At 59.0% G+C, this 22981-nt stretch carries 19 protein-coding genes; 9 read left to right on the plus strand and 10 right to left on the minus strand.

What is annotated here, in order from left to right; all coding sequences use genetic code 11:
- Positions 1 to 13 precede the first annotated feature (13 nt).
- Together ACR0KW_RS19890 and ACR0KW_RS19895 are read left to right on the plus strand one after the other, a co-directional pair.
- Complete coding sequence (locus ACR0KW_RS19890) at positions 14 to 997, plus strand: HlyD family secretion protein (RefSeq protein ID WP_480806541.1); 984 nt, start codon at positions 14 to 16, stop codon at positions 995 to 997.
- On the plus strand, positions 994 to 2517 hold the full coding sequence (locus ACR0KW_RS19895) for a DHA2 family efflux MFS transporter permease subunit (RefSeq protein WP_480806542.1): 1524 nt from the start codon (positions 994 to 996) through the stop codon (positions 2515 to 2517). Before ACR0KW_RS19890 ends, ACR0KW_RS19895 begins: the two co-directional genes overlap by 4 nt.
- On the opposite strand, the gene ACR0KW_RS19900 is transcribed toward ACR0KW_RS19895, so the two are convergent.
- Together ACR0KW_RS19900 and ACR0KW_RS19905 are read right to left on the minus strand one after the other, a co-directional pair.
- Entirely contained in the window at positions 2514 to 2876 is a 363-nt protein-coding gene (locus tag ACR0KW_RS19900) for a fluoride efflux transporter FluC (protein WP_480806543.1), read from the minus strand. The genes ACR0KW_RS19895 and ACR0KW_RS19900 overlap by 4 nt on opposite strands.
- Positions 2873 to 3280, minus strand: a complete 408-nt coding sequence (locus ACR0KW_RS19905; RefSeq protein WP_480806544.1) for a fluoride efflux transporter FluC — start codon at positions 3278 to 3280, stop codon at positions 2873 to 2875. The genes ACR0KW_RS19900 and ACR0KW_RS19905 overlap by 4 nt, the downstream gene beginning before the upstream one ends.
- 198 nt (positions 3281 to 3478) lie before the next feature.
- Between ACR0KW_RS19905 and ACR0KW_RS19910 the strand changes: the two genes are divergently transcribed.
- The 3 genes from ACR0KW_RS19910 (at position 3479) to ACR0KW_RS19920 (ending at position 7645) form a co-directional block, all read left to right on the plus strand.
- Positions 3479 to 5059 carry an FMN-binding glutamate synthase family protein gene (locus ACR0KW_RS19910; protein ID WP_480806545.1) on the plus strand — a complete coding sequence of 527 codons (1581 nt, stop codon included), beginning with the start codon at positions 3479 to 3481 and terminating at the stop codon, positions 5057 to 5059.
- 61 nt (positions 5060 to 5120) lie between these two features.
- The gene (locus tag ACR0KW_RS19915) at positions 5121 to 5660 is read left to right on the plus strand and encodes an RNA polymerase sigma factor (RefSeq protein WP_480806546.1); all 540 of its coding nucleotides are present in this window, start codon (positions 5121 to 5123) and stop codon (positions 5658 to 5660) included.
- Positions 5657 to 7645: a vWA domain-containing protein gene (locus ACR0KW_RS19920; RefSeq protein ID WP_480806547.1), complete on the plus strand. Its 1989-nt coding sequence runs from the start codon at positions 5657 to 5659 to the stop codon at positions 7643 to 7645. Before ACR0KW_RS19915 ends, ACR0KW_RS19920 begins: the two co-directional genes overlap by 4 nt.
- A 47-nt stretch (positions 7646 to 7692) precedes the next feature.
- Here the strand turns inward: ACR0KW_RS19920 and ACR0KW_RS19925 are convergent, their stop codons facing one another.
- The 4 genes from ACR0KW_RS19925 to ACR0KW_RS19940 are packed head-to-tail and all read right to left on the minus strand — an operon-like array spanning position 7693 to position 11591.
- Positions 7693 to 8343 (minus strand): ABC-type transport auxiliary lipoprotein family protein, encoded by a 651-nt coding sequence (locus tag ACR0KW_RS19925; RefSeq protein ID WP_480806548.1) that lies wholly within the window; start codon positions 8341 to 8343, stop codon positions 7693 to 7695.
- Complete coding sequence (locus ACR0KW_RS19930; RefSeq protein WP_480806549.1) at positions 8340 to 9656, minus strand: MlaD family protein; 1317 nt, start codon at positions 9654 to 9656, stop codon at positions 8340 to 8342. The genes ACR0KW_RS19925 and ACR0KW_RS19930 overlap by 4 nt, the downstream gene beginning before the upstream one ends.
- A gap of 5 nt (positions 9657 to 9661) precedes the next feature.
- The gene (locus tag ACR0KW_RS19935) at positions 9662 to 10477 is read right to left on the minus strand and encodes an ABC transporter ATP-binding protein (RefSeq protein ID WP_480806550.1); all 816 of its coding nucleotides are present in this window, start codon (positions 10475 to 10477) and stop codon (positions 9662 to 9664) included.
- A gap of 1 nt (position 10478) precedes the next feature.
- Positions 10479 to 11591, minus strand: a complete 1113-nt coding sequence (locus ACR0KW_RS19940; RefSeq protein ID WP_480806551.1) for an ABC transporter permease — start codon at positions 11589 to 11591, stop codon at positions 10479 to 10481.
- Between the two features lie 275 nt (positions 11592 to 11866).
- On the opposite strand from ACR0KW_RS19940, the gene ACR0KW_RS19945 reads away from it, so the two are divergent.
- From ACR0KW_RS19945 to ACR0KW_RS19960, 4 genes are all read left to right on the plus strand, one after another.
- On the plus strand, positions 11867 to 13399 hold the full coding sequence (locus ACR0KW_RS19945) for a sulfatase-like hydrolase/transferase (RefSeq protein ID WP_480806552.1): 1533 nt from the start codon (positions 11867 to 11869) through the stop codon (positions 13397 to 13399).
- A gap of 105 nt (positions 13400 to 13504) precedes the next feature.
- Positions 13505 to 15370 (plus strand): hybrid sensor histidine kinase/response regulator, encoded by a 1866-nt coding sequence (locus ACR0KW_RS19950; protein ID WP_480806574.1) that lies wholly within the window; start codon positions 13505 to 13507, stop codon positions 15368 to 15370.
- On the plus strand, positions 15370 to 16071 hold the full coding sequence (locus ACR0KW_RS19955) for a response regulator transcription factor (protein WP_480806553.1): 702 nt from the start codon (positions 15370 to 15372) through the stop codon (positions 16069 to 16071). The genes ACR0KW_RS19950 and ACR0KW_RS19955 overlap by 1 nt, the downstream gene beginning before the upstream one ends.
- Before the next feature lie 273 nt (positions 16072 to 16344).
- The gene (locus ACR0KW_RS19960; RefSeq protein WP_480806554.1) at positions 16345 to 18132 is read left to right on the plus strand and encodes an ABC transporter ATP-binding protein; all 1788 of its coding nucleotides are present in this window, start codon (positions 16345 to 16347) and stop codon (positions 18130 to 18132) included.
- A gap of 61 nt (positions 18133 to 18193) precedes the next feature.
- Here ACR0KW_RS19960 and ACR0KW_RS19965 read toward each other — a convergent pair whose 3' ends face one another.
- From ACR0KW_RS19965 to ACR0KW_RS19980, 4 genes are read right to left on the minus strand one after another with little or no spacing between them, the layout of a single operon-like run.
- Positions 18194 to 19504 carry an HlyD family type I secretion periplasmic adaptor subunit gene (locus tag ACR0KW_RS19965; protein WP_480806555.1) on the minus strand — a complete coding sequence of 437 codons (1311 nt, stop codon included), beginning with the start codon at positions 19502 to 19504 and terminating at the stop codon, positions 18194 to 18196.
- Positions 19488 to 20219, minus strand: a complete 732-nt coding sequence (locus ACR0KW_RS19970) for an ATP-binding cassette domain-containing protein (RefSeq protein WP_480806556.1) — start codon at positions 20217 to 20219, stop codon at positions 19488 to 19490. Before ACR0KW_RS19970 ends, ACR0KW_RS19965 begins: the two co-directional genes overlap by 17 nt.
- Positions 20122 to 21636 carry an ABC transporter transmembrane domain-containing protein gene (locus tag ACR0KW_RS19975; protein ID WP_480806557.1) on the minus strand — a complete coding sequence of 505 codons (1515 nt, stop codon included), beginning with the start codon at positions 21634 to 21636 and terminating at the stop codon, positions 20122 to 20124. Before ACR0KW_RS19975 ends, ACR0KW_RS19970 begins: the two co-directional genes overlap by 98 nt.
- Complete coding sequence (locus ACR0KW_RS19980) at positions 21633 to 22976, minus strand: TolC family protein (protein ID WP_480806558.1); 1344 nt, start codon at positions 22974 to 22976, stop codon at positions 21633 to 21635. Before ACR0KW_RS19980 ends, ACR0KW_RS19975 begins: the two co-directional genes overlap by 4 nt.
- Positions 22977 to 22981: the final 5 nt, after the last annotated feature.

Consider the following 22981-nt stretch of genomic DNA (forward strand, 5'->3'; position numbering starts at 1 on the left):
AGAGGCCTGATGCATGAAATCTTTCAAAATCGCCGCCGTCGCAGCCATGCTGATCGCCATCACCGCCGGGCTGTTTCTGTATTGGCGGCACGAGGAACGGTATCCCTCGACCAAAGACGCTTATGTGGGTGCGAACATCATTAACGTGGCGGCGCAGGTGACGGGGCAGGTGGCTGAAGTTCCGATCACCGACAACCAGCCGATCAAGACTGGGGATCTGTTGTTCACGATCGACGACACGCAGTTCAAGGCGTCAGTGGATCAGGCACAGGCCGATCTGGACAGTTCGCTTCAACAGGCGCAATCCTATTCCAATCAGATCACCGCGGCTGAGGCGGCGGTTCAGTCCTCTCAATCGGCCTTCAACACTGCCAAGAATAATTTTGAACGGTCCAAGGCGCTGTTTTCGGACGGCGATCTGGCGCAGGTCTCGCTGGATCAAGCGACAACGGCGTTTGCCGAGGCCTCGGCCCGTCTGACCACCAGCCAATCCGAACTGCTGGCGCTGCAAAGCGGGCTCGCCGCGAAGCAGGACGAAGTTTTGTCTGCACGAGCGCAGCTTGAAATTGCACAGGCCAACCTGAATTGGACCAAGGTCTACGCCACCGCAGATGGCTGGGTCGCAAACCTGACACTGCGTCCGGGATCGGCCGTTTCGGCCAATGCACCGCAGTTCTCCATCGTCGAATCCTCTGACTGGTGGGTGGATGCCAATTTCAAGGAAACCGCACTGCCGCGTATCCGACCCGGTCAGCCGGTTACGATCAAGGTTGATATGCTGCCGGGGGTTACCCTGACGGGCAAAGTGGCCTCGATCGGGCGCGGGTCAGGGGACACGTTCTCGCTCTTGCCGTCTGAGAACGCCAGCGGCAATTGGGTCAAGGTGACCCGCCGGTTCCCGGTGCGTGTGGAACTTGACCCGACCGATGTACCGCTGCGCGTGGGCGGTAGCAGTAAGGTGACCGTGGACACCACAGCGGATCAGTCCGGGAAATGACCGGATCGGCGGCAAGCCGCGTCAATCCGGTGATTGTTGTCGCCGTGGTGCTCAGCGCCATTCTCGAGGTGCTGGACAGCACCATCGTCAACGTCGCGCTGCCCCACATTCAGGCCGCATTTGGGGCCACGACCGATCAGGCGACGTGGATTTTGACCAGCTACATTGTCTCGGCGGTTGTGGTCATGCCCCTGACCGGTTTCGTCGCCCGTCGGGTAGGTCGAAGACGGCTGATCCTGACGGCTATCACTGGTTTCACAACCATGTCTGTCATGTGCGGCCTGTCCTGGAGCCTTGAAACCATAGTTTTCTTTCGTCTCGCGCAGGGCATGTTCGGCGCGTTTCTGATCCCGTTGTCTCAGTCCATTCTTTTCGATGCTTTCCCCCGTGAAAAACGCGGCCAGGCGATGGCGGTTTTTGGGCTGGGGGTTGTGGTGGCCCCGGTGTTGGGGCCAACAGTCGGGGCGCTTCTGACCGAGTATTTCTCGTGGCGGATGGTGTTTTTCGTCAACCTCCCGGTGGCCGCGATGGCGCTGTTGCTGCTGGCGGGCGAGCTGCCCGATGACAAAACCGAAGAGGTGCGGATCGACTGGGCAGGCCTGGCCCTGCTGGCAATTGGCATCGGCTGCCTGCAGTTCATCCTCGATCAGGGCGAGACCAAGGACTGGTTGTCGTCCCGTGTCATTCAGGTGGCACTGATCGCGTCGGTTCTGGGTGCATTGGGGTTCATCGCCCACGCGTTGACCACCAAACGGCCAGTAGTGGACCTGCGATTTTTCGCGGATCGCAACTTTGCCCTGTGCAATCTGGTCATTGCGGGTTTTGCCATCTCACTGTTTGGCGGTATCGCGATCCTGCCGACCTTTGTGCAGAACCTGCTGGATTATCCCGTTATCGCCTCGGGGCACCTGTTCATTCCGCGTGGCATCACCGCCGGGCTATCGATGGTTGTGACCGGAGCGGTGCTGGTGTCACGGTTCGATCCGCGTCTTCTGGCCGGGGTGGGGATGCTGTTGACGGCCATAAGCAACTTCATGATGGGCGCGCTGAATATGAATGCGGGGTTCTGGGAGCTTGCGTGGCCAGGGGCCGTCAGCGGGTTGGGCATGGGGCTGGTCTTTGTGCCGATGTCGATTCTGGCGTTTGAGAGTATTTCGAAATCACGGCAGGACGAAGCCTCGGGCCTGTTCAACGTGACCCGGCAATTGGGCTCATCGGTGGGGATATCGCTGGTGGGGACATGGGTGGTGCGCGGGCTGCAGACAAATACGGCGGTGCTGAGCCAGAACGTGACCCCCTATAATCCGGCGGCGCAGGCCTATTTACAGCCACTTGACCTGACACCAGAAAGCGCCGAAGGGGCTGCCGTTCTGGGGCAGGTGATCGGCCAGCAGGCCGAGCTGATTTCCTATCTGACTGTATTCAACAATCTGGGTTTGCTGGCTTTGGCTACGATACCGCTACTGTTTTTCTGCAAAGCGCCCAAACCCGGAACGCAGGCTGCCGTTGCCGCGCATTAGCGCATCAGCACCAAACCCAGCCATAGGGCAAGCCAGCATAAGCCGAGGCTGAGCAGGATGTTTCCCGCGGCCAGCGCGATTGTCCGTTCCCGCCGCAGTTCCAGAGATTGATACGCAAAGCTGGAAAACGTGGTGAAGCCGCCGCAGAAGCCAAATATCAGCCGTCTTTCTTCCTCGCCCAAGTCCACCGGCCCGCCAAGGTAACCAATCCACAGACCCAATAGCAGGCTGCCCAGGACGTTCACGATCAGCGTTGCAAAGGGCAGGTCATGGTTGACGCGCAAAGCGATCCAGTGACGCAGAACCGCTCCCAATCCGCCGCCCAATCCGAACATGGCGTGAAGAAAAAACGCGCTCATCCCGCCGACCTCTGCCCGTGAAGTCGCCGTCCGATAGCTTCGCCCAGAATGGCAGCGGCAAGGCCGACGGCAATTTCAAGTGCGGCGGCGGAAATGGCACTCCAAAGGTGCGCTTCGGCCATTCGTTCCAGTTCGGCCACAAAAGAGGAAAAGGTCGATAACCCGCCGCAGAACCCGACCGCCCCCAGATGCAACACGTGCGCGTGGACGCGGTTACGAACCGCATAGAGCCAACCAAGCACGAAACAGGCCACGACATTGATCCCGAAGGTCGCCGTCAGCACCGGAGCACCGGGGATCTGGGCCGAGAACGCCTCGCGCAGCAGCGACCCCGCCGCGCCGCCAACAAAAACGGCGGTGAACATAATGGCCGTGGTCCGGACGGCGGGTCGGGTTTGTGTCACGGCCGGTAGTCCTGCCCAAGTTTACCTCTGTCTCGGCATACCTACTGCTGAAGCATGGATCAACTGCCACCAAATCTTCTGCTTGCCTCACAATCCCGCCGGATCGCGTGAGCCCGGGCGCAAACGCTTGCAATCAAATGCCGATTTGATCCACGGTTGCTACAAGGTTGATATGGCAGCACTTTGGGAGAGCACGAAATGATTGTACGCAGACTCTATTACATCCTGAGCTACGTGTGCCTTCCTTTGACATTGCTGTGGGGGTTCTTCTGGCCACCCGCCCATTGGTTGCTGGTGATCCTGATCCCCTATGCCGTGGTTGGTCTGTATGACATGCTGACCACTAAGCACAACGTGCTGAACAACTACCCGGTTCTGGGCCATTTCCGGTATATGCTGGAATTCGTCAGTCCGGAAATTCGGCAGTATTTCGTGGAAACCAATGAAAGCGGTCGCCCTTACAACCGGATCATTCGCAGTCTGGTCTATTCCCGGGCCAAGGGGCAGGTCGATACACAGGCTTTCGGTACCCAATACGACATCCTGACCGTGGGCTATCATCGGGCCAATCACTCGCTTGCGCCCAAGCACGTGCCGGAAAGCGAAGAGCGGATCATGTTGGGCGGACCGCAATGCACGCAACCCTACAGCGCCTCGCGTTTGAACGTGTCTGCCATGAGCTTCGGTGCCCTCAGCGCCAATGCGATCCGGGCACTGAATGGCGGCGCCAAAGACGGCGGTTTTGCACATAACACCGGTGAGGGCGGCCTGTCTCCGCACCATCTGGCCGAGGGTGGAGATATCATCTGGCAGATCGGTACTGGATATTTCGGCTGCCGCACGCCGGACGGCGGGTTCGACAAGGACCTGTTCGCCGAGAAGGCCAGGAAGGACGTGGTCAAAGCGATTGAGATCAAGCTGTCGCAAGGCGCCAAGCCCTCCCATGGCGGCGTGCTGCCCGCAGCCAAGGTCGACAAGGAAATCGCGGAAATTCGCGGCGTGCCCGAGCATCAGGATGTTATCTCTCCGCCCATCCACTCGGCCTTTGAAGGGCCAACCGGTCTGTTGCATTTCGTCCAACACCTGCGAGAGATGTCGGACGGCAAACCCATCGGGTTCAAACTGTGTATCGGCAGACCATCCGAATTCATGGCAATTTGCAAGGCAATGCTGGAAACCGGTATCCTGCCCGATTTCATCACCATCGACGGGGCCGAAGGCGGCACCGGCGCGGCACCGGTCGAATTCACCAACCGTCTGGGGATGCCACTGAACGAGGCACTGATCTTCGTCAACAACTGTCTGCGCGGCGTGGGGCTGCGCGACAAGATTCGGATCATCTGCTCGGGCAAGGTCGCCACCGGCTATGACATGGTCGAAAAATTCGCACTCGGTGCGGATATGTGCAACGCCGCGCGGGCGATGATGTTTGCGGTGGGCTGTATTCAGGCATTGCATTGCAACACCAACCGCTGCCCTTCGGGCGTGGCAACGCAGGACCCGATCCGTGGACGGGCCGTGCATGTGCCGCAAAAACGTAAACGGGTTCATCGTTTCCACGATGCCACATTGGAGAGCTTTCGCGAACTTCTGGGTGCGATGGGCAAGGAAAAGGTCTCGGACCTGCATCCGGGCGATATCCGCCGCCGCACAGCGGATGAGAGGGAGTGGTCCTATGCCGACCTTTATACGTTCATCGACGACGGCGTTTTGTTGACGGACTCGATCCCGGATGGATTCGCGGCGGATTGGAAAATGGCTTCGGCGGATCATTTCTGATTTTTCTCGCCCTGCCGCCAAGGATTGACCGTTTCGATCCGTCCTACCCTTTGTGATGCGCATGACAACATCGGATGAGGATCTGGCCAAAGCCGCTGCAAAAGGCGACGTTGACGCGTTTGCTGCCCTGTTGGCGCGGCATTACGACCGGGTTTTCCGTTTGGCCTTTCGCCTTACCGGGCGGGCTGATCAGGCTGAAGACCTGACGCAGGATATCTGCGCGGCCTTGCCAGCCAAGATTGCAGGGTTTCGGGCGCAGGCCAAGTTCACCACCTGGCTGTACCGGGTTGTCGTCAACGCCGCCGAAGACGCGCGCCGCCGTCAGGCCAGCCACAGTCGCGCCGCAGTGGGGTGGGGCGATGTCGAACAGATGCGGCGGGCCGAGGCTGCGGAAACCGCCGAAGCCGTCGATTGGCTGCAACGGGCTATGCGGTCACTGCCGCAGGAGTTGCAGGACACGCTGGCCCTGACGCTTGAAGACGAAATGACCCATGCCGAAGCCGCCGAAGTGCTGGGCGTGTCCGAGGGCACGGTGTCCTGGCGCATGTCGGATATCCGCAAGCGCCTGCGCGCCCTGCGGCAAGAGGAGCTGGCCCCATGACAGACGATCTTGAAGACCTCAAAACGCTGATGAAAGCCGCCACCCCCGCGCCGGATGCGCAGCGGCGGGCAAAAAATCTGGAACAGGCGCAGAAAATTTTCGACCGGGCCCAAGGATCGCGTGCCGCCACGCGTCCGACTGTCAAGCGAGGCCTGATGGCCCGCGTGACAGAAGGAGTGAAATCCATGTTGAATGCCCTATCGCATCGTGGTGCTTTGACCGCGACAACTGCAATCGCCGCCGTAGCGTTGGTGATGATCGTGCCGCAGACCCGGGACTATGTCGTGAACCCCACATCCTGGAGTGAAACCAGCCGTGCTGAGGCTCCGGTTCAAACGGCGGAATCTGATCAGGAGGCCGTGGTTGATAACAACCTGATGCAGGATGCTCTGGAGGAACCAGTTGTAGAAGCGCCGGTGGCGATCGAAGAACCCGTAGCGCCAGCACCGGGAGTCCGCGAGCTGAGCAAAAGACAGATGAATGGCTTGGGCGCCACCGCAGATTTTGGCGTGGCAAGTGGCGGATTGTACGAAGGCGCGGTTTCGATAGCGCCGCCTCCGGGGTCGGACGGGCTTCGTCTCGCACCAGAACAGAGCACCGAAGCCTTTGCCAATGCCGAAACCAACCCGCTGAAAGTCACGGCGGACGACCCGGTATCGACCTTCTCGATTGATGTTGATACGGCCTCGTACTCGATTGTCCGGTCCTCGTTGCTGCGCGGTCAGTTTCCACCGAAAGACGCGGTGCGGGTGGAAGAGATGGTGAACTATTTCCCCTACAGCTATCCAGCGCCCGAAGGGGATGCACCGTTCCGCCCGGCCATTACCGTCTCGCCAACGCCGTGGAACGAGGGCACGCAACTGGTCCATATCGGCATTCAGGGGGCGCTTCCGCAGATCGAGGATCGTCCGCCGTTGAACCTCGTATTTCTGATCGATACCTCCGGGTCGATGCAGGATGCGAACAAACTGCCATTGCTGAAGCAGTCCTTCCGTCTGTTGCTGTCGGAACTGCAGCCCGAGGATCAGGTCTCGATCGTCACTTACGCGGGCAGCGCCGGGCAGGTGCTGGAGCCGACGGCGGCCTCGGAGAAAAGCAAGATCCTGACTGCGCTGGATCGGTTGGAGGCCGGGGGCTCGACCGCCGGGCAGGCCGGGTTGCAACAAGCCTATCAGGTGGCAGAAGGCATGGCAGAGGACGGAGAGATAACTCGGGTCATTCTGGCCACCGATGGCGATTTCAATGTCGGCCTGTCTGACCCCGACGCCCTGAAAGAATTCATCGCCCGCAAACGGGACAGCGGCACATTCCTGAGCGTTCTGGGCTTTGGCCGGGGCAATCTGGATGACGCAACCATGCAGGCGCTGGCCCAGAACGGCAACGGCCAGGCGGCCTATATCGATACGCTGGGCGAGGCGCGCAAAGTGCTGGTCGATCAATTGACCGGCGCCCTGTTCCCGATTGCCAATGACGTCAAGATTCAGGTCGAATTCAATCCGGCGCAAATCGCCGAGTACCGCCTGATCGGATACAAAACCCGTGTCCTGCGGCGCGAGGATTTCTCGAACGACAAGGTGGATGCAGGCGACATCGGCGCTGGCCATACGGTGACGGCGATCTACGAGGTAACGCCTGTGGGCTCTGATGCCATCCGGAATAGTCCGCTGCGTTACGCAGAACAATCGGCATCTGATGGGTCCGACGAGATCGGGTTCTTCAAAATGCGCTACAAACTGCCCGGTGAAACCGAAAGCCAGTTGATTGAGGAACCGATCCTGCCGGGGCGGGGGCAGGCGACCGGGGATGTCCGGTTCTCATATGCCATCGCGGGTTTTGGCCAGTTGCTGCGCGGCGGGGAATACCTGGGGGGTTGGTCCTATGAGGATGCGATCGCGCTGGCCGATGGGGCCAAAGGTCAGGACCCGTTCGGCTATCGATCCGAAGCCATCACACTGATGCGGCTGGCCGATAGCTTGTCGCAGTGATACCGGACTCGGGGCGCTGTTTTCCAGCAGCGCCCCTCTTGCTTAGCTTAGTATTGACGAGGGTTGTTGGCGGCGTGGGTGTGGATTTTCTGAACACTCCATTCCACCGCGTCCCGCATGGTCTTGCCCAAAGCTTCATCAAAGGCCCTGACCAGATCCGGGGTCTGGTCGCTGGCCGCGATTACGAACTCGCGAAAGGAATCCGAGGCGATGATCTTGTCTTCGAACTCGTCAATGATCTTGATGTTGATGCGAACTTCGACCCGGATGGTTTGGTTGCCGTCAGCATCGCTGATCACCATTCCCTGAAATTCCCGCAGATCAGGAACGATGACATAGTCGGCGCGTAATCCAACGGTTGATCGGCCGACGGCGGCGACCTTGCCGCTGTTTTCATAACTTTCGACCAGCAGCGCCTGAACGATCAGCGGAGCGCGATCAACCCAGCGCGCGCGCGGCAGGTACTGAACCTGCAAAGGTGTGGGCTGGATAGCGATCTGGTCGGTATTGACAGCCGCAGTGGCCGTTGGTTCCTGAACCACGATCTGCCTTTGAACGCGCGGCAGCGACGACGAGAACGTGCTTTTGGGTGTCAACAGGTACAGGTCGTTTGGTTTGGAGGCCTGCCGCAGCGTCCCCAGACCCGTGCAGCCCCCCAGCGACACAAGGGCAAGAACCACAAGAAAAAGCCTGATCATTGGCGAAACTCCGATGCCTGGGTTCCAAGTAGGAAGCGCGCGGGGTCACGTTCGACCTTGTCGACGAGCCGGTCCAGACTGATGACCAATCTCTGTGACTCTTCGACAAAGCGCGTGAACTGGGGCAGGCCGACCCGCAGGAAATCCGACAGGTGGCGGCGGTTGTCCTGCACGATGCCGTCAATGGTGCCCAACAATTCCGAGGCGGATTTGGACGCGCTGAGGATATCGGCCGAAATATCATCCAGCCGCTCGGTGACGTTTTTCACGGTCGCAGACACTTCGTTCGCTGCCGTGCGGATGTCGTCCATCACGGCACCGACATCTTCGTTTATGACTTTGTTGGCCGAGTCAAAGGCGCGCTCGGCGGAGGTCAGGGTGCCTTTTGCAGTCTCCATCGCGCCGGTGATGGACCCCAGTGTCTCGTTTGCGTTCAGGAACGTTTCCGAGATCGTCGCCAAGGCAATGTCAGCCTCATCCGACAGGCCGTTCAGGTTTTCGGCCAAAGTCGTCGCCCGTTCGATCAGTGGGCGGACATCTTGCTGAATAACGCGGTCGGTGTTTTCGATGGCCGTCTTGGCGCTGTCCAGGGTGGCGGTCGCGGACACAGACGCGGTCTTTATGCTTTCCAACGTATCCGTGCCGGTCGTCAGGGTTGTTTCCGCTTTTTCTATCAACGGGTCCAGTTTGTTGGTAAAGTCAGCGAGTTTCTTTGCCGCGCCGCCCAGATCAGAAGACAGGTTTTCGAAATCAGACAGAGTCTTGTCCAACCGTCCCGATGCCGAGGCGACATTTTCCAGGATATCGCTGACCGATTTGCGGTTCTTGTCATCGACCACGGCATTGAGGTTCTCCAGCAGCGTGACCGCCTCGTCCAGCACTTTCGGTGCGCCTTCGAACAATGATTGGATCGCACTGCGCCTGCTTTTGATCACACTGTTCTGCGGCAACCGCGTGCCGCTGGCCGATCCTCCGGTCAGTTCGACATAACTGACCCCTGTCACGCCCAGAGATTGCAGCTGCGCAATCGTATCCTCGGTCACCGGGATGTCGGCATCGACCTCAAGTTTGACCCGCACCTTCGACGGGTCGTTGTCGTCCAGTTGCAGCGAAATCACCTGTCCGACTGGCAGGCCGTTAAAGCTCACACCGCCCGCCGCCGACAGGCCCGAGACATTGTCGAACAGCACGTCGTAATAGGCGTATTGCCGCGACACTTCGAATTTGGCGAGCCAGAGGAAAAAGCCGAACGCCCCCAGAATACCCGCAAGGGTGAAAGCGCCGATCAGGATATAATTCGCTCGGGTTTCCATAGCCTCTACCTGTCCTGCCCCTTCTCTTGCGCCGCGCGCGCCCGGGGGCCAGTGAAGTATTCCTGCACCCAAGGATGATCGACTTTGGTCATTTCTTCAATCGGTCCTTCAACCAGAACGCGTTTTTCCGCAAGAACCGCGATGCGGTCACAAATCGCATAAAGGCTGTCCAGATCATGCGTGACCATGAAGACGGTCAGCCCCAGCGCGTGCTGCAATTCTCCGATCAGTTCGTCATAGGCCGCTGCCCCGATCGGGTCTAACCCGGCGGTGGGCTCGTCCAGAAACACGATCTCGGGGTCCAGCGCCAGCGCGCGGGCCAGAGCCGCGCGTTTGCGCATCCCGCCCGACAGTTCCGAGGGGAATTTGCCGCAGCTCAATTGCGGTAGGCCGACAAGGCTGATCTTCAGACTTCCCAGGGCCTGCATCAGCTTTTCGCTGATGCCTGTGTGTTCGCGCAGTGGCGCCATGACGTTCTGCAAAACGGTCAGCGAGGAAAACAGGGCGCCGTCCTGAAACGCAACGCCCCAACGCTTTTCGATGCGTCGGCGTTCCTGTTCCGGGCCGTTCAACACGTCGACACCCAGCACCTCGATAGTGCCAGAGGCGGGTTTGTTCAGCCCGACAATCGTGCGCAGCAGCACCGACTTACCAGTGCCCGAGCCGCCAACGATGCCCAGCACCTCGCCGCGCCAGACATCCAGATTGAGGTTGTCGTGCACGACCTGCGGTCCGAACCGGTTGGTCAGGTTGCGCACGCGGATCACCGCCTCTCGCTGGGCGTTGGTATCCGAGGCCTGTTCCAGCACGGTTCCGTCCATGTCAGACATCCAGTGCCGAGAAGAAGATCGAGAACAGAGCATCCAGCGCAATGACCATGAAGATGGCTTGCACCACCGAGGCCGTTGTTCTCTGGCCGACGCTTTGGGCCGATCCCTTGACCTGCATCGCTTGCCAGCAGGCAATCACGCCAATCACCAACGCAAAGAACGGGGCTTTGATCATGCCGACGGCGAAATGCCAGATACCGGTACTTTCCTTCAAGCGGGTCACAAACATGCCGGGGCTGATGTCCAGATCGATCCAACTCATCAAGCCGCCGCCAAAAAGGGCCGCCATATCGGAAATGAAGCCAAGGATCGGCAGCATGATCAACAGGGCCACGACCCGCGGGATCACCAGCACCTCGATCGGGTCCAGTCCCAGCGTGCGCATGGCGTCGATCTCTTCCTGCACTTTCATCGACCCGATCGACGCGGTGAAGGCCGACCCGGACCGGCCCGCAACAATGATGGCCGTCAGCAGGATGCCCAGCTCACGCAGAACCGAGATCGAGATTAGCTCGACCACAAAAATCTCAGCCCCGAACTGTTTCAGCTGGGTGGCACCCTGAAAGGCAAGCACGACACCGATCAGGAATCCCATCAGGGCCACAATCGGGATCGCCTTGAAGCCGACCTCCTCCATCTGCGACACCAGTGCGGCCCGGCGCAGTCGCCACGGCATCACTATAGTTCGGACCAATCGATGCAGCGTCAGGCCAAGAAAACCCAGCATCGAGAGCGTGTCTTTCCACGACCCTACGGTGCGCATGCCAATACTGGCGACCCAGTCGGCAAAGCTGCGGCGTTCGGTTTCGATCCCTGGATCGTCGGGTATGTTCTCGGCCACAGATTCAAGCAGGGCGGAATGGGCCGGGCTCAGCCCTTCGAACCGGACCTCGGCTCCGACGGCGCGCTCTCGCCGCGCCAGATCAGCAATCAGCCAAGCCCCGCCGGTATCCAGCGCCTCGACCTTGGACAGATCAAATGTGACTTTTCCACTTTGCGGTTTTATCGCCGCGAATGCCTGTTCCACTTTTTCCAATGACTGGGTCAGCATTTCTCCCGAAATACGCAGGCAGACGCCATCGGCGTCATGGTCCGGATGTATCATGGGCTGCGTCATGACGATATGTGATGTGAAACCGTGTTAGGCTGCAACGGATTTCTGCGCACCGCCGGGAATTGTCGCCGCGCAATAGCAGCAGTGTGACAATTTGGGAGCGACCCGGCGTCGGTGCGGCCGATTGCGTGAATCAACCCTGCTTTTCGTTTAAGTTCAGTTTTTTATGCCTGATCAAAACCCAAGGTCAGGAAGTAGTTGCCCGATCGCCCGAACCGCGACAAAGATCACAGCTGAAACGCCACGGTGGAATCAGGTTAGGCCAAATGCAGAAACCCGGAAATGTCCTGTTCATCATCATCGACCAGTTGCGGGCGGACTGCCTGAACGGGGCCCTTGCGGCCCATGTCGATCTGCCAAACCTGCGCGCATTCATGGATGAGGCGGTAACCTTTGACCGGCACTTTTCGGTCACCAACCCTTGCGGGCCGTCGCGCGCCTCGATCCTGACCGGGCAATATGCGATGAACCACCGGTCAATCCGCAATGGCACACCATTGCGGCATGACACCCCAAGCATCGCGACCGAGATGCGCAAGGCCGGTTACCTGCCCATGCTGTTCGGCTATACCGACACATCAGCCGATCCGCGAGTCTTTGATCCGGGTGATCCGATCCTGACGTCCTATGAAAACCCTATGGCCGGATTTCACGAAGTCATCGAAATGCGGTTGGAGGAGTCTTATCCCTGGCAGTCATATCTGATGCAGAAAGGGTACGCGTTCGAGAAATACTGGGACGTGTACAAGCCGGTTTCGCCAAACGGTGGTGCGCCGCGCCTGAACGATCCTGCCCTGTATCGGGCCGAGGACAGCGACACCGCCTTTCTGACCAATGCGTTCCTCAGCAGCATGGCGCCGTTCAAGGACCAGAACTGGTTTGCGCATCTGACTTATATCCGTCCACACCCGCCTCTGGTCGCGCCGACCCCCTACAATGATATGTACGATCCGGATGCGTTGCCCCTGCCGGCAGGGTTTGCAGATACTGCTGACGAAAGTGCGATGCACCCCTTCTTTGGTCCCGCGATGGAAAAGCAATCGGCGAAGGATTTCGTCGAAGGGTTCGATAACGTGGATCCGACGCCCGAAAACGCCCGGAAACTACGCTCGGTCTATCTGGGACTGGCGACCGAAGTGGATCATCATGTCGGCCGTGTAATCCAGTTCCTCAAGGACAGCGGTCAATATGACAATACCCTTGTGGTGATTACCGCCGACCACGGAGAGATGTTGGGCGACCGCCACACCTGGGGCAAGATGACGGTTTATGACGCAGCCTATCACACGCCGCTGATCATCCGGATGCCCGGTAATCACGATCAGGCGGGAGCCGTGGTTACTGTGCCGACAGAATCCATCGACATCACCCCGACCATACTGGATTGGGCGGGGTCGCCGATCCCGAACGCGATGGACGGGCGATCCCTGATGCCGTTGCTGCAAGGGCAGATCCCGGAGGATTGGCGCAGCTATTCGTTCAGCGAACTGGATTTTTCGGCGCCCGAAAACCCCAGCTTGTGGCAGCAACAGCTGGGTACGGGCAACAGCGACTCGTGTTTGGATATCTTGCGGGATGACCGTTTCACGCTGGTCGAATTCGCCGCCGATCTGCCGCCGCTTCTGTTTGACCATCAGGGTAAGGGCGAAATGGAGAATGTTGCCGAGAACACCGACTACGCCGCGGACCTCGCGCGTCTGGGGCGGATGATGCTTCGGCACCGTATGCGCAACATGGATCACACGCTGTCGCTGTGTTCCCTGACATCGGACGGGGCAAAGACCAAACCGCGATACTGACCCAATCTGTCGCGTCTGTGCCCTCTACACCTGTGGCAGATCCGGTGTTACGCATGTGCTACGGGGAGGGCGAATTTGGACATTACCGAAAAGCACATAAAAGAAATGACGACTGCCGGTCTGAATCTGATCGGGCAGGCGTTGTCGATTTATGACAGCCAATTGCGGTTGGTTGTCAGCAACCGGCCGTTTCAGGTGATGTTCGATTTGCCGGACGAACTGGTCCGACCCGGGGCGCAGTTCCGGGACACGATCCGCTATCTGGCAGCGCGGGGTGAATACGGCACAGACGCGAATGTAGAAGCAACCGTAGAGTTGCGGGTTCAACAGGCGCTGACCTTTGAACCGCATTACATGGAACGTGTGCGTGCCAACGGTCGGGTAATTTCGGTTGAAGGGGCGCCTCTGCCAAAAGGCGGTTGGGTTTCCGTTTACACCGATATCACCAACACCAAAAAGGCCGAGGCCCTGCTGCGCGCCCGGTCCGAGGAATTGTCGGGCCAGTTGCTGGACCGTGCTGAAGAGCTTTCGGCAACCAACCGAAAACTGGCCGCTACCAATGCCGCGCTGGAAGAGGCCAAACGCCAGCTGACCGAGATCGAAGCCCGCACGCGTATGACGACCGAGATGATGCCGGCCCATATCGCGCATCTGGACCCGGACGGGCGCTATGATTATTCGAACCGCCGGCTCAGCTCGGTCATGCCGGGCCGTCCTTCTGAAATTCTGGGTATGCATGTCTCAGCGGCTTTGGGGTCTGCGGCCTTCCCGCGTGTCGAACCCCATTTGAAAAAGGCCTATGGCGGCGAAGCCTCGGTGTTTGAGTTTACCGAAGATCAGGATTCCCGCCGTATCCGCGTGTCGTTTTCCCCGGATGGTGAAGGTGGTGTCTATGTGATGTCGGTCGACATCACCGAGGAAACTCAGGCGCGTGTTGCCCTGCAACAGACCCGACGCCGGGCGATGGCGGCGCAGATGACCAGCGGACTGGCGCATGATTTTTCAAACCTGTTGACGATCATTCTGGGAATGCAGTCGCGGCTGGAAAAGATGGACCTGCCGGCCGAGGCCCGGGAACTGGTAGATGCCACCCAACAAACCGCCCGGCGGGGCGGGCAGTTGCTGAACAGGATCGCGGACATGACCGGAAACCGCACCTTTCAGCCGAAAGCGACCGATATGCGTGGTCTGTTGGAGGATCTGCGCGTTCTGGCCTCTCCCTCCTTGCCGCGAGGCGTGGGGCTGTCGGTGGTTAACACTTTGCCCGACGAGGCACTGATGCTTGACCCAGGCATGATTCAGGACGCGCTTTTGAATCTGGTACTGAACGCCCGCGATGCCTGCGGCGGGTTCGGTCAGATCACCATCAGTGCGCATAAGATTGGCGATATCTGGATCGAGATCGCGGTCTCGGACACCGGATCAGGCTTTTCCGAGGAAGGCCTGGAGAAGGCTCTGAACCCGTTCTTCACCACTAAAGGCAGCAAAGGGTCCGGGCTGGGTCTGCCGATGGTCTACGACACCGTGAAACTTGCGGGAGGAGATCTGAACCTGCGCAATACCCCTTCGGGCGCGACGGTGGCCATGCGTTTGCCCTATCGTCCGGCCCCACCGAAACAGGAGGGCCTTGTCCTTCTGGTCGAAGACAATGACGACCTGCGTTGGCAGTTTCGGGATATGCTGGTCGAGCTTGGGTTCTCGGTGATCGAGGCAACCTCGGTCGACGAAGCCCTGGCGCTGACGGCGGATATCGACGACATTGCTTTTGTGCTGTCGGACATTCGTTTGGAAGGGCAGGGGACCGGTCTGGATTTGCTGGCGCAGCTTAAACCTGCGCTGCCGTGTATTCTTATGACCTCTTTGCCCTATTCCGATCCACTCCACCGGCAGGCGCTGACGCTGGCGCCGGTGCTGAGCAAGCCGTTTACCCGGGCGCAACTGTCCGCCCTGATCCGTACCGAGGCTGCCTGATGACACAACCACTGGTCACCATTGTCGACGATGAGCCTGAAATCCGACGTGTTCTGACCGACGCGCTGGAAGAGGCTGGCTTTCGCACCCAGAGCTTTTCCCGCGCTCGGGAATTCGAAGCTGCGTTGAAACGCGTGACGCCGGATGTGTGCCTGGTCGATTTGTCCTTGCCGGACACTGACGGTCTGGCGCTTGTTCACCGGCTGGCGCTTGAACAAGGGGCGGCGGTGATCATCATTTCGGGCCGTGCCCAGGTGCAGGATCGCGTCACCGGACTGGAGCTTGGAGCTGATGACTACATCACCAAACCGTTCGACCCTGCCGAGGTCGTGGCCCGCATCCGGGCAAGGTTGCGGTCCCCGCGCGTGCAGGCGTCGCAATCGGATGTGGCACGTTTCAATGGCTGGATCGCGCATTTTGATCGTTACGTTCTGGAGGATGGCCGCGGAGCGGAAACACCTTTCAGCCATGCGGAAGGCGAGGTTTTGCGGCTGTTTCTGGAAAGTCCCAAACGCCTGATCAGCCGGGCCCAGATGCAGGAAGCACTGGGCGGTGCCGCAGGTGACAGTTTCGACCGGGCGATGGATGTGCGTATATCCCGGCTGCGGACGAAGTTGGGCGAAGATCCCAAAAATCCGCGCCTTATCAAGACAATCTACGGGGCGGGATATATTTTCCTGGGGGATGTCGAGTGGCGATAAAACGCCGATAAATATTCTGTGGTAAGGTTGTCTTGTTGGCGCAATTACTAAAATGTCTGCGATTACATATTGTTATGCACAGATCAGTTCAAAAAGATTGTAATTGATGTTAACCGGGACACATCGGCCTCAATATCTGTGTGCTGCCTATGGATTCTTGACGCAGTCGCGCATAACTAACAGCACCGCAGCTGACCTCTGCCGCAGGTTGGTGCCGGGGTATGACCACGACGCTGTCAGGCATCGGAACCGCTGAAGGTTTTGGAGAAAAGAATGATCACAAAAACCTGGGCCAAATGGAAATCTGGTAATATTGGCCGCTTGCTGTTCGAAAGCCTCAGAAGTCAGGGCTGGCTGTACGGGATCGCAATGGTGGCCATGGTTGGTGTTGCCGGGACGACCGCCGGTACCGCGTGGATGATGGAGAACATCGTCAACGCGATGACCGAGCCGGAAATGCGATCCAAGGTCGGGCTGATCGCCCTCGCCGTGATCGGGCTGTTTTTTGGCAAGGCGATCGCGTCGTACATTCAGGCGGTCTTTCTGGCGCGCGCCGGTAACCGTATTATTGCCGTTCAGCAAGAGCGCCTTTATGCAAAGCTGATCAAACGCGGTGTCGGGTTTTTCTCAAGAAACGAATCCTCGGGACTGTTGTTGCGCGTCACACAGGGTGCGCAGGCCGCCAGACGGCTTGTCGATGTCGTCGTGACAAGCTTTGTTCGCGATCTGCTGACCTTGATTGGTCTGATATTTGTCATGATTTACCAACAACCGATGCTATCGGTGTTGTTCTTTGTCGTCGGCCCGGTCGCGTTAATCAGCGTTCGCATGTTGCTGAAGCGTGTCAAAGCGATCATGCAATCCGAGATGATGGCACTGTCTGAAATCATCAAAGTCCTGCAGGAAACGTCGGGCGGGATTACGATCATCAAAGTTTTTGCCCTCGAAGACCACATGACAAACCGCATGAACCGGGCGATCAGGAATGTCGAGAAACGTGCGAACTCGATTTCCAAGTTGCAGTCGATTGCCAGCCCATTGATGGAACTTCTGGCAGGTCTTGCGATTGCGGGCATTCTGGTGATCAGCGCCATCGGCATCGGAGCCAGCGAACCAACCTCGGCTGGTCAGCTGATGTCTTTCATCACGGCTTTGCTGATGGCTTACGAGCCGGCAAAACGGCTGTCGAAGATGCGCGTTATCATCGAGACCGCGCTGGTTCCGATCAACATGATGTTCGAGCTTCTGGACGAAGAAGACGCCATGCGGGAAAGCCCTGACGCCAAAACCCTGGTCACGGGGCCGGGTGAAATCCGTCTCAAGGACCTGACGTTTGGGTATAAGGGGAACACACCGGTCATTTCAAATATGAACCTGACCTTTGAAGCCGGCAAGACAACAGCTCTGGTCGGTCAGTCCGGTGGTGGTAAATCAACGATCTTTGGCCTGATCATGCGGTTCTATGATCCTGATTCCGGGATTGTCGAGATAGATGGTCAGGACTTGCAGGGCGTGAGCTTTGCTTCACTGCGGCAGAAGATTTCGTATGTCGGCCAGGAGACATTTTTGTTTTCGTCCTCGGTTATGGACAACCTGAGATACGCGCGCCCGGATGCCACCGATGAAGAGGTAATGGAAGCCGCCCGCGCAGCCCATGCCCACGATTTTATCAGCAAGCTGGAAGAGGGTTACGATACGCAGGTCGGAGAGAACGGCGCGTTTTTGTCCGGGGGGCAAAAACAGCGGCTTGCCATCGCGCGCGCAATTCTGCGCAAGTCTGAAATCCTGTTGCTGGACGAGGCCACCAGTGCCCTCGATGCGGAATCCGAGACGCTTGTGAAAAAAGCTCTGGACAGGCTGACCGAGAATGTAACGACGATTGTCATCGCCCATCGGTTGTCGACCGTGCTTGAGGCGGACAAGATTGTTGTCATTCAGGAAGGCGAAGTTCTTGAAGAAGGCAATCTTGAAACCCTGATCGAGAAGGACGGGGTGTTCCGCCAGTTGTTCGACCATCAATTCAAACAGCCAGCTGCCGAGGGGGTTAACTCTCCGCACTAGCGTTTGAGCGTCAGAGGGATGCAGTCGGCACATGCAAGGCCAGTGCCGACTGTCGAAATTCCTAATCGCGAAAAGCTCTGTCCCTGATTTTGACAACCGGCTGCAACAGATATTCCAGAACCGTCTTGCGGCCCGACAGGATATCAACCTCAGCAATCATGCCGGGAATGATTTCGACGGCGACACCATCGGCGTCCAACATCGCATTGCTGGTTTCAATCTCCACCACGAAAACCTCTTCGTCATTGCGTTCGGACCGCGTGATCGTGTCCGCACCGATCCGCATGATCTGGCCGTCCAGCGCCCCGTATCGAGCAAAGTCATATGCCGTGATCTTGACCTTGACCAACTGCCCGGCATGTAGGAATGCGATGTCTTCCGGTCGAACATAAGCTTCGACAAGCAAAGTGTCATTCAAGGGTACGATTTCAATCAGTTCTTCCCCACTGCGCGCCAGCCCTCCGATCGTACTTCGATGTAGCCGGTTGACGATGCCACGTACCGGAGACCGCACCTGCGCCCTGTCGACCCTATCCCGAAGCGCGGGCAAAACCGGTTGCAGCGCGGCAAGTTCGGTGGTTGCCACCGCCAGATCCGTCAACGCGGCGCTGCGAAATCGGCTGCGGGTCGCGCGGATGCGGTCGTCTATCTCATCCAGACCGGTTTTCAGACGGTTGGTCGCGGCCATAGCCCGTGTTTTCCGACCTTCCCACTCGGTCTCACCGCGACGCAGCGTTAAAAGCGTTGTTGCGGGCTCCATCCTTTTTGCCACAAGGGGTTCCATCATCGCGCGCTCTTCCGCCAATAGCCTGAGCGTTTCGTTTGCGGTGATCCGGTCGACAAGGCCTTCTTCGTATTCCTGCTGCCGTTGTTGACGCTGGCGCTCAAGGATGGCGATTTCAGCGAGTAGCTCGGATTGCCGTCCCTGATACAGCGCGGTCTCCGATCGCACCACCTCGGGTGCGCCTGTGATCAGGTCTGGTGAAAAACTCAGGTCAGTCCCGTCGATTTCCGCCTGCAAGCGTTGCGTTCGCGCCATCAGGCCGAAGGTGCGCTGCTGTTCCTGGTTGAACTGGCTGTCGATCTGGGTTGTTTCGAACTCCATCAACAATTTGCCTTTGTCGACCACCTGTCCTTCGCGAACCTTCAACGATTGCAGAACACCGGGTTCCGTGGCTTCTATCACCTGAACGTCGGCCGAAGGTACAATCCGCCCGTCCACGCGTGTCACATCGTCCAGCTCAGTCAGGTGCGCCCAAAGGCCTAGCGCGATCAGGCATGAGGCAATCACCATTAAAAGCAGGGAGCCGCGCAACGGTGAACGCCCGCGCATTTCCCGCGCGAGGGTGGCGAGGTCAGGTTGCCGCGACATTCAGGTGCCTCCCTGCCTTGCGCGCGTGTTGAGCGAGCATACTCTTGGGCCCATCGGCAGACACACGTCCACCTTCGATCACGATCACCCGGTCCACCAGTTCCAATAGGCTGGTGCGATGTGTGACGATGACCATCGTGGTGTCCTGCGTGTCCTGTTTGAGGCGCCGGATCACTTCCGCTTCGGTTTTCACGTCCATCGCACTGGTCGGTTCATCCAGCAAAAGAACCGGCGGGCGTCCGATCAGAGCTCTGGCCAGCGCGATGGCCTGCCGCTGTCCTCCGGACAGGCCTTCGCCGCGTTCGGCCAGTTTCAGATCATAGCCGTTAGGGTGATGGGCGATGAAGTCTTCTACCCCGGCCACCTGTCCTGCGCGGATCAGGTCCTGATCGCGCGGTCGGACAGTGCCACTGCTGATGTTTTCGCGCACCGTCCCGGAAAACAGCCAGATATCCTGCAATACGGAGCCGACATTGCGGCGCAAATCGCCCGGATCAATCTGGCGAATATCCACGCCATCCAGCATGACAGAACCGGTCCGCGGCTCGTACAGCCCAAGCAGCAGACGCGAGATCGTACTTTTCCCGGACCCGATTGGCCCCAAAATCGCAACTTTTTCACCGGGTTCGATCGAGAAGGATACCCCGGTCAGTGTATCCTCTGCCTGATCTGGGTAGGCGAAGTGGACGTTTTTTGAATCGGATGCGACCGTCAAAGCTGTTTCGGCTGATCCAGCTGCGCCCATGCGGTCTTTCGCTCTCGGCCTGCATCAACGCGTTCAGATTGCGATACGCGCTGCGGGCCTGATTGACACGGGTCAGGGTCTGGGCAAGCTGCCCCAATGGCGCCAGAGCCCGCCCGGTCAGCATTACCGAAGCGACCAAAGCCCCCATGCTTGCTTGCCCATCGGTTATCAAAAACACGCCGTAGAAGACGATCAAAACCTGCGCCGCCTGCTGGGTGAACCCGGTCAGGTTCAGGGCGAACTGTGTCACCATACGGCTGCGCGTACCGTGCGAGGATTGACGCTCAATCGCGCTTTCCCAGCGGGTTCGCATTGGTCTGGCCGCCGCTGTGGTCTTGATCGTCTCAAGCCCCGAAACGGTTTCCACCAGAACAGATTGCTTGGACTGGCCGTCCGAGAAACTCTTCTCGGCCAGACGCGACAATATAGGCTGCACGGCCACTCCGGCCAGCAAGACAATCGGAACCGCAAGGGCAGGGATCAGGGCCAGCGGACCGCCGACCAGATGGATGACAAAGACGAACAGGGCAATAAACGGCAGATCAACCAACGCAACCAGCGTTGCCGAGGTGAAAAACTCTCGCAGGGTTTCGAACTCTCGCACAGTGCTTGCCATCGCGCCGGTTGACCCGGTGCGAGACTTCATGCGGATGTTCAACACCTGATCGAAAACACGCCGCCCCATCTGCATGTCAGCCTTTTGTCCGGCGCGGTCGATGAACCCGGCACGCAAGAGTTTCAGAAGGAAATCAAACCCCAGGGCGAGGCCCACACCGGCAGTCAGGGCGATCAAGGATTCGGTAGCCTCATTCGGCAATACGCGGTCATAGACAACCATGATGAAGATCGATGTGGACAGCCCCAGCAAGTTTGCCAGCGCCGCGGCCAGAACCACTTGTGTATAGGACCACCGGTTTGCCGCCATCGCCGACCAGAACCAATGACCGGCCGAGAGGGCCTCATTGCCCGAGGCCTCGGCCCGGTGGTCGCGGCGAAACAGGATCGCGTATCCGGTGTACGTGCGGCCCAGTTTGTCCTCTGACACTTCGCCGATCCCGTCCCCAAGGTCCGGATCGAAGATCAGAAGGCTGCCGTCACGCGTGCGACCGTGGAACACAACGGCTTTGTTGTTCTCCAAGACCAACAGGGCAGGTGACAGGGTCGCGTCAAAATCCTGCAACTTGCGTTTACCGTACCCGGCCTGCAATCCGGAGTTTTGCGCCACATCGATGGCATCGCGAACGGTCAGTTCATCTGATGCGCCGGTTTGGGCAGCGTGCAGGGCGGCCACCGTCAAGGGGCGGTCCAGTTGGGCTGCGACATGCAACAAGCAAGCTTCGAGGGCAGAGAGCGAAGGTGCGCGCGATATAGGCAAAAGCTGTGTCATAGACCGTCACCCCATTTCACCGTTGAGACGCCCAGCAGATCCAGGATGTCGCCCGTGAGGCTCAGCGCGGCGTAGTTGGTCAGAAAGAAACTCTGTTCGGCCAGGATCAGCCTTTCCTGCGCGTTCACATAATCCCGCTGTGCATCCAGAATTTCGATCAGGCTGCGCCTGCCGATGGTAAACTGTTCGCGAGCGGCGGTGACACTGTCGGCGTTGGCCTGCACGGCAACCCGGGCTGCCTGAAGGCGAACTGCGCCGGCTTGCTGGTCGGAACGAATGAACTCCAGCTCGCGGCGAATGTCCCGAATGACCGAGTCCCGCGCAAATTCCGCCTCTTTAACCTGTGCCTCTGCTGCCGCGATGGCCGCCCGTCGTTGCCCCGTACTGTCGATTTCGTAGTTGAAGGACAGATCGACACCGAAATTCGCGTCGTTGCTGTCATCCCGGTCGGCAAAAGCTGCGATTTCAACGCCGGGCTGACGGCGAGCAAGGGCGGTGGCCTGCTCTGCCTTTGCCGACAGCAGGGCTGCATCGGCCCGCCTGACCTGCGGGCTGTCCATCACGATCTGGGCGTCGGTCCGCGACAGTTTCGGAGCCGTGACGGGTGGTGGGAGAGCGTCGGGCGCCGCGCTAAAAAACTCTCGATACTGCGCATCTGCACGGTCCAGGCGCGCCCTGGCATCTGCCAACCGCGTCTGGGCATCCGCCATGCGAGAGCGCGCCGTCAGAACATCAGCATTCGACCCCACTCCTTGTGTCGAGCGTTCCGTGATCTGGCGCACCAGCTCTTCATGAACCGCGACATTCCGGGTAGATATCTCCAGAATTTTCCGCCGGTCCAGAACCACGACATAGGCTTCGATCGCCGACAGCGCCACCGCCGATGCCGTCTGCACCTGGTCTCCGCGGCTTTGCAACACGCGCGCCTTTGCCGCTGCCAGATCATTCGACGCCGCCCCGCCATCATAAACCAATTGAGAAATGCGCAGATAAGGCGTGACATCGGCAATGTCGGAGTCTACGCGTTCGGACCGCGCGTTTACGCCAACGGAGAGTCGAGGCAGAAAGGCCCCCTTTGCGGCATCCGTGTTTGCTGCTGCAATTTCCAGCCGCGTTGCGCTTTGCGCCAGGTCCGGGTTTGATTCGACGGCTGACTTGATCCGTTGACCAAACGGACTCTGCGCCAACCGAGGTGCAGGTGCGCTTGCACCAGCCCCGACGGACCCGCTGGACAGGGACATCTCAACCCCTGTCAGGTCGGGCGTAGGTGTACAGGCCGACAACACTGCGGCAAGGAGGAAATAAAGTGCACTTCCGGGACTGCGATTGAGTATTGGCATAGGTG

The sequence above is a fragment of the Ruegeria sp. CG11 genome, assembly GCF_056537245.1.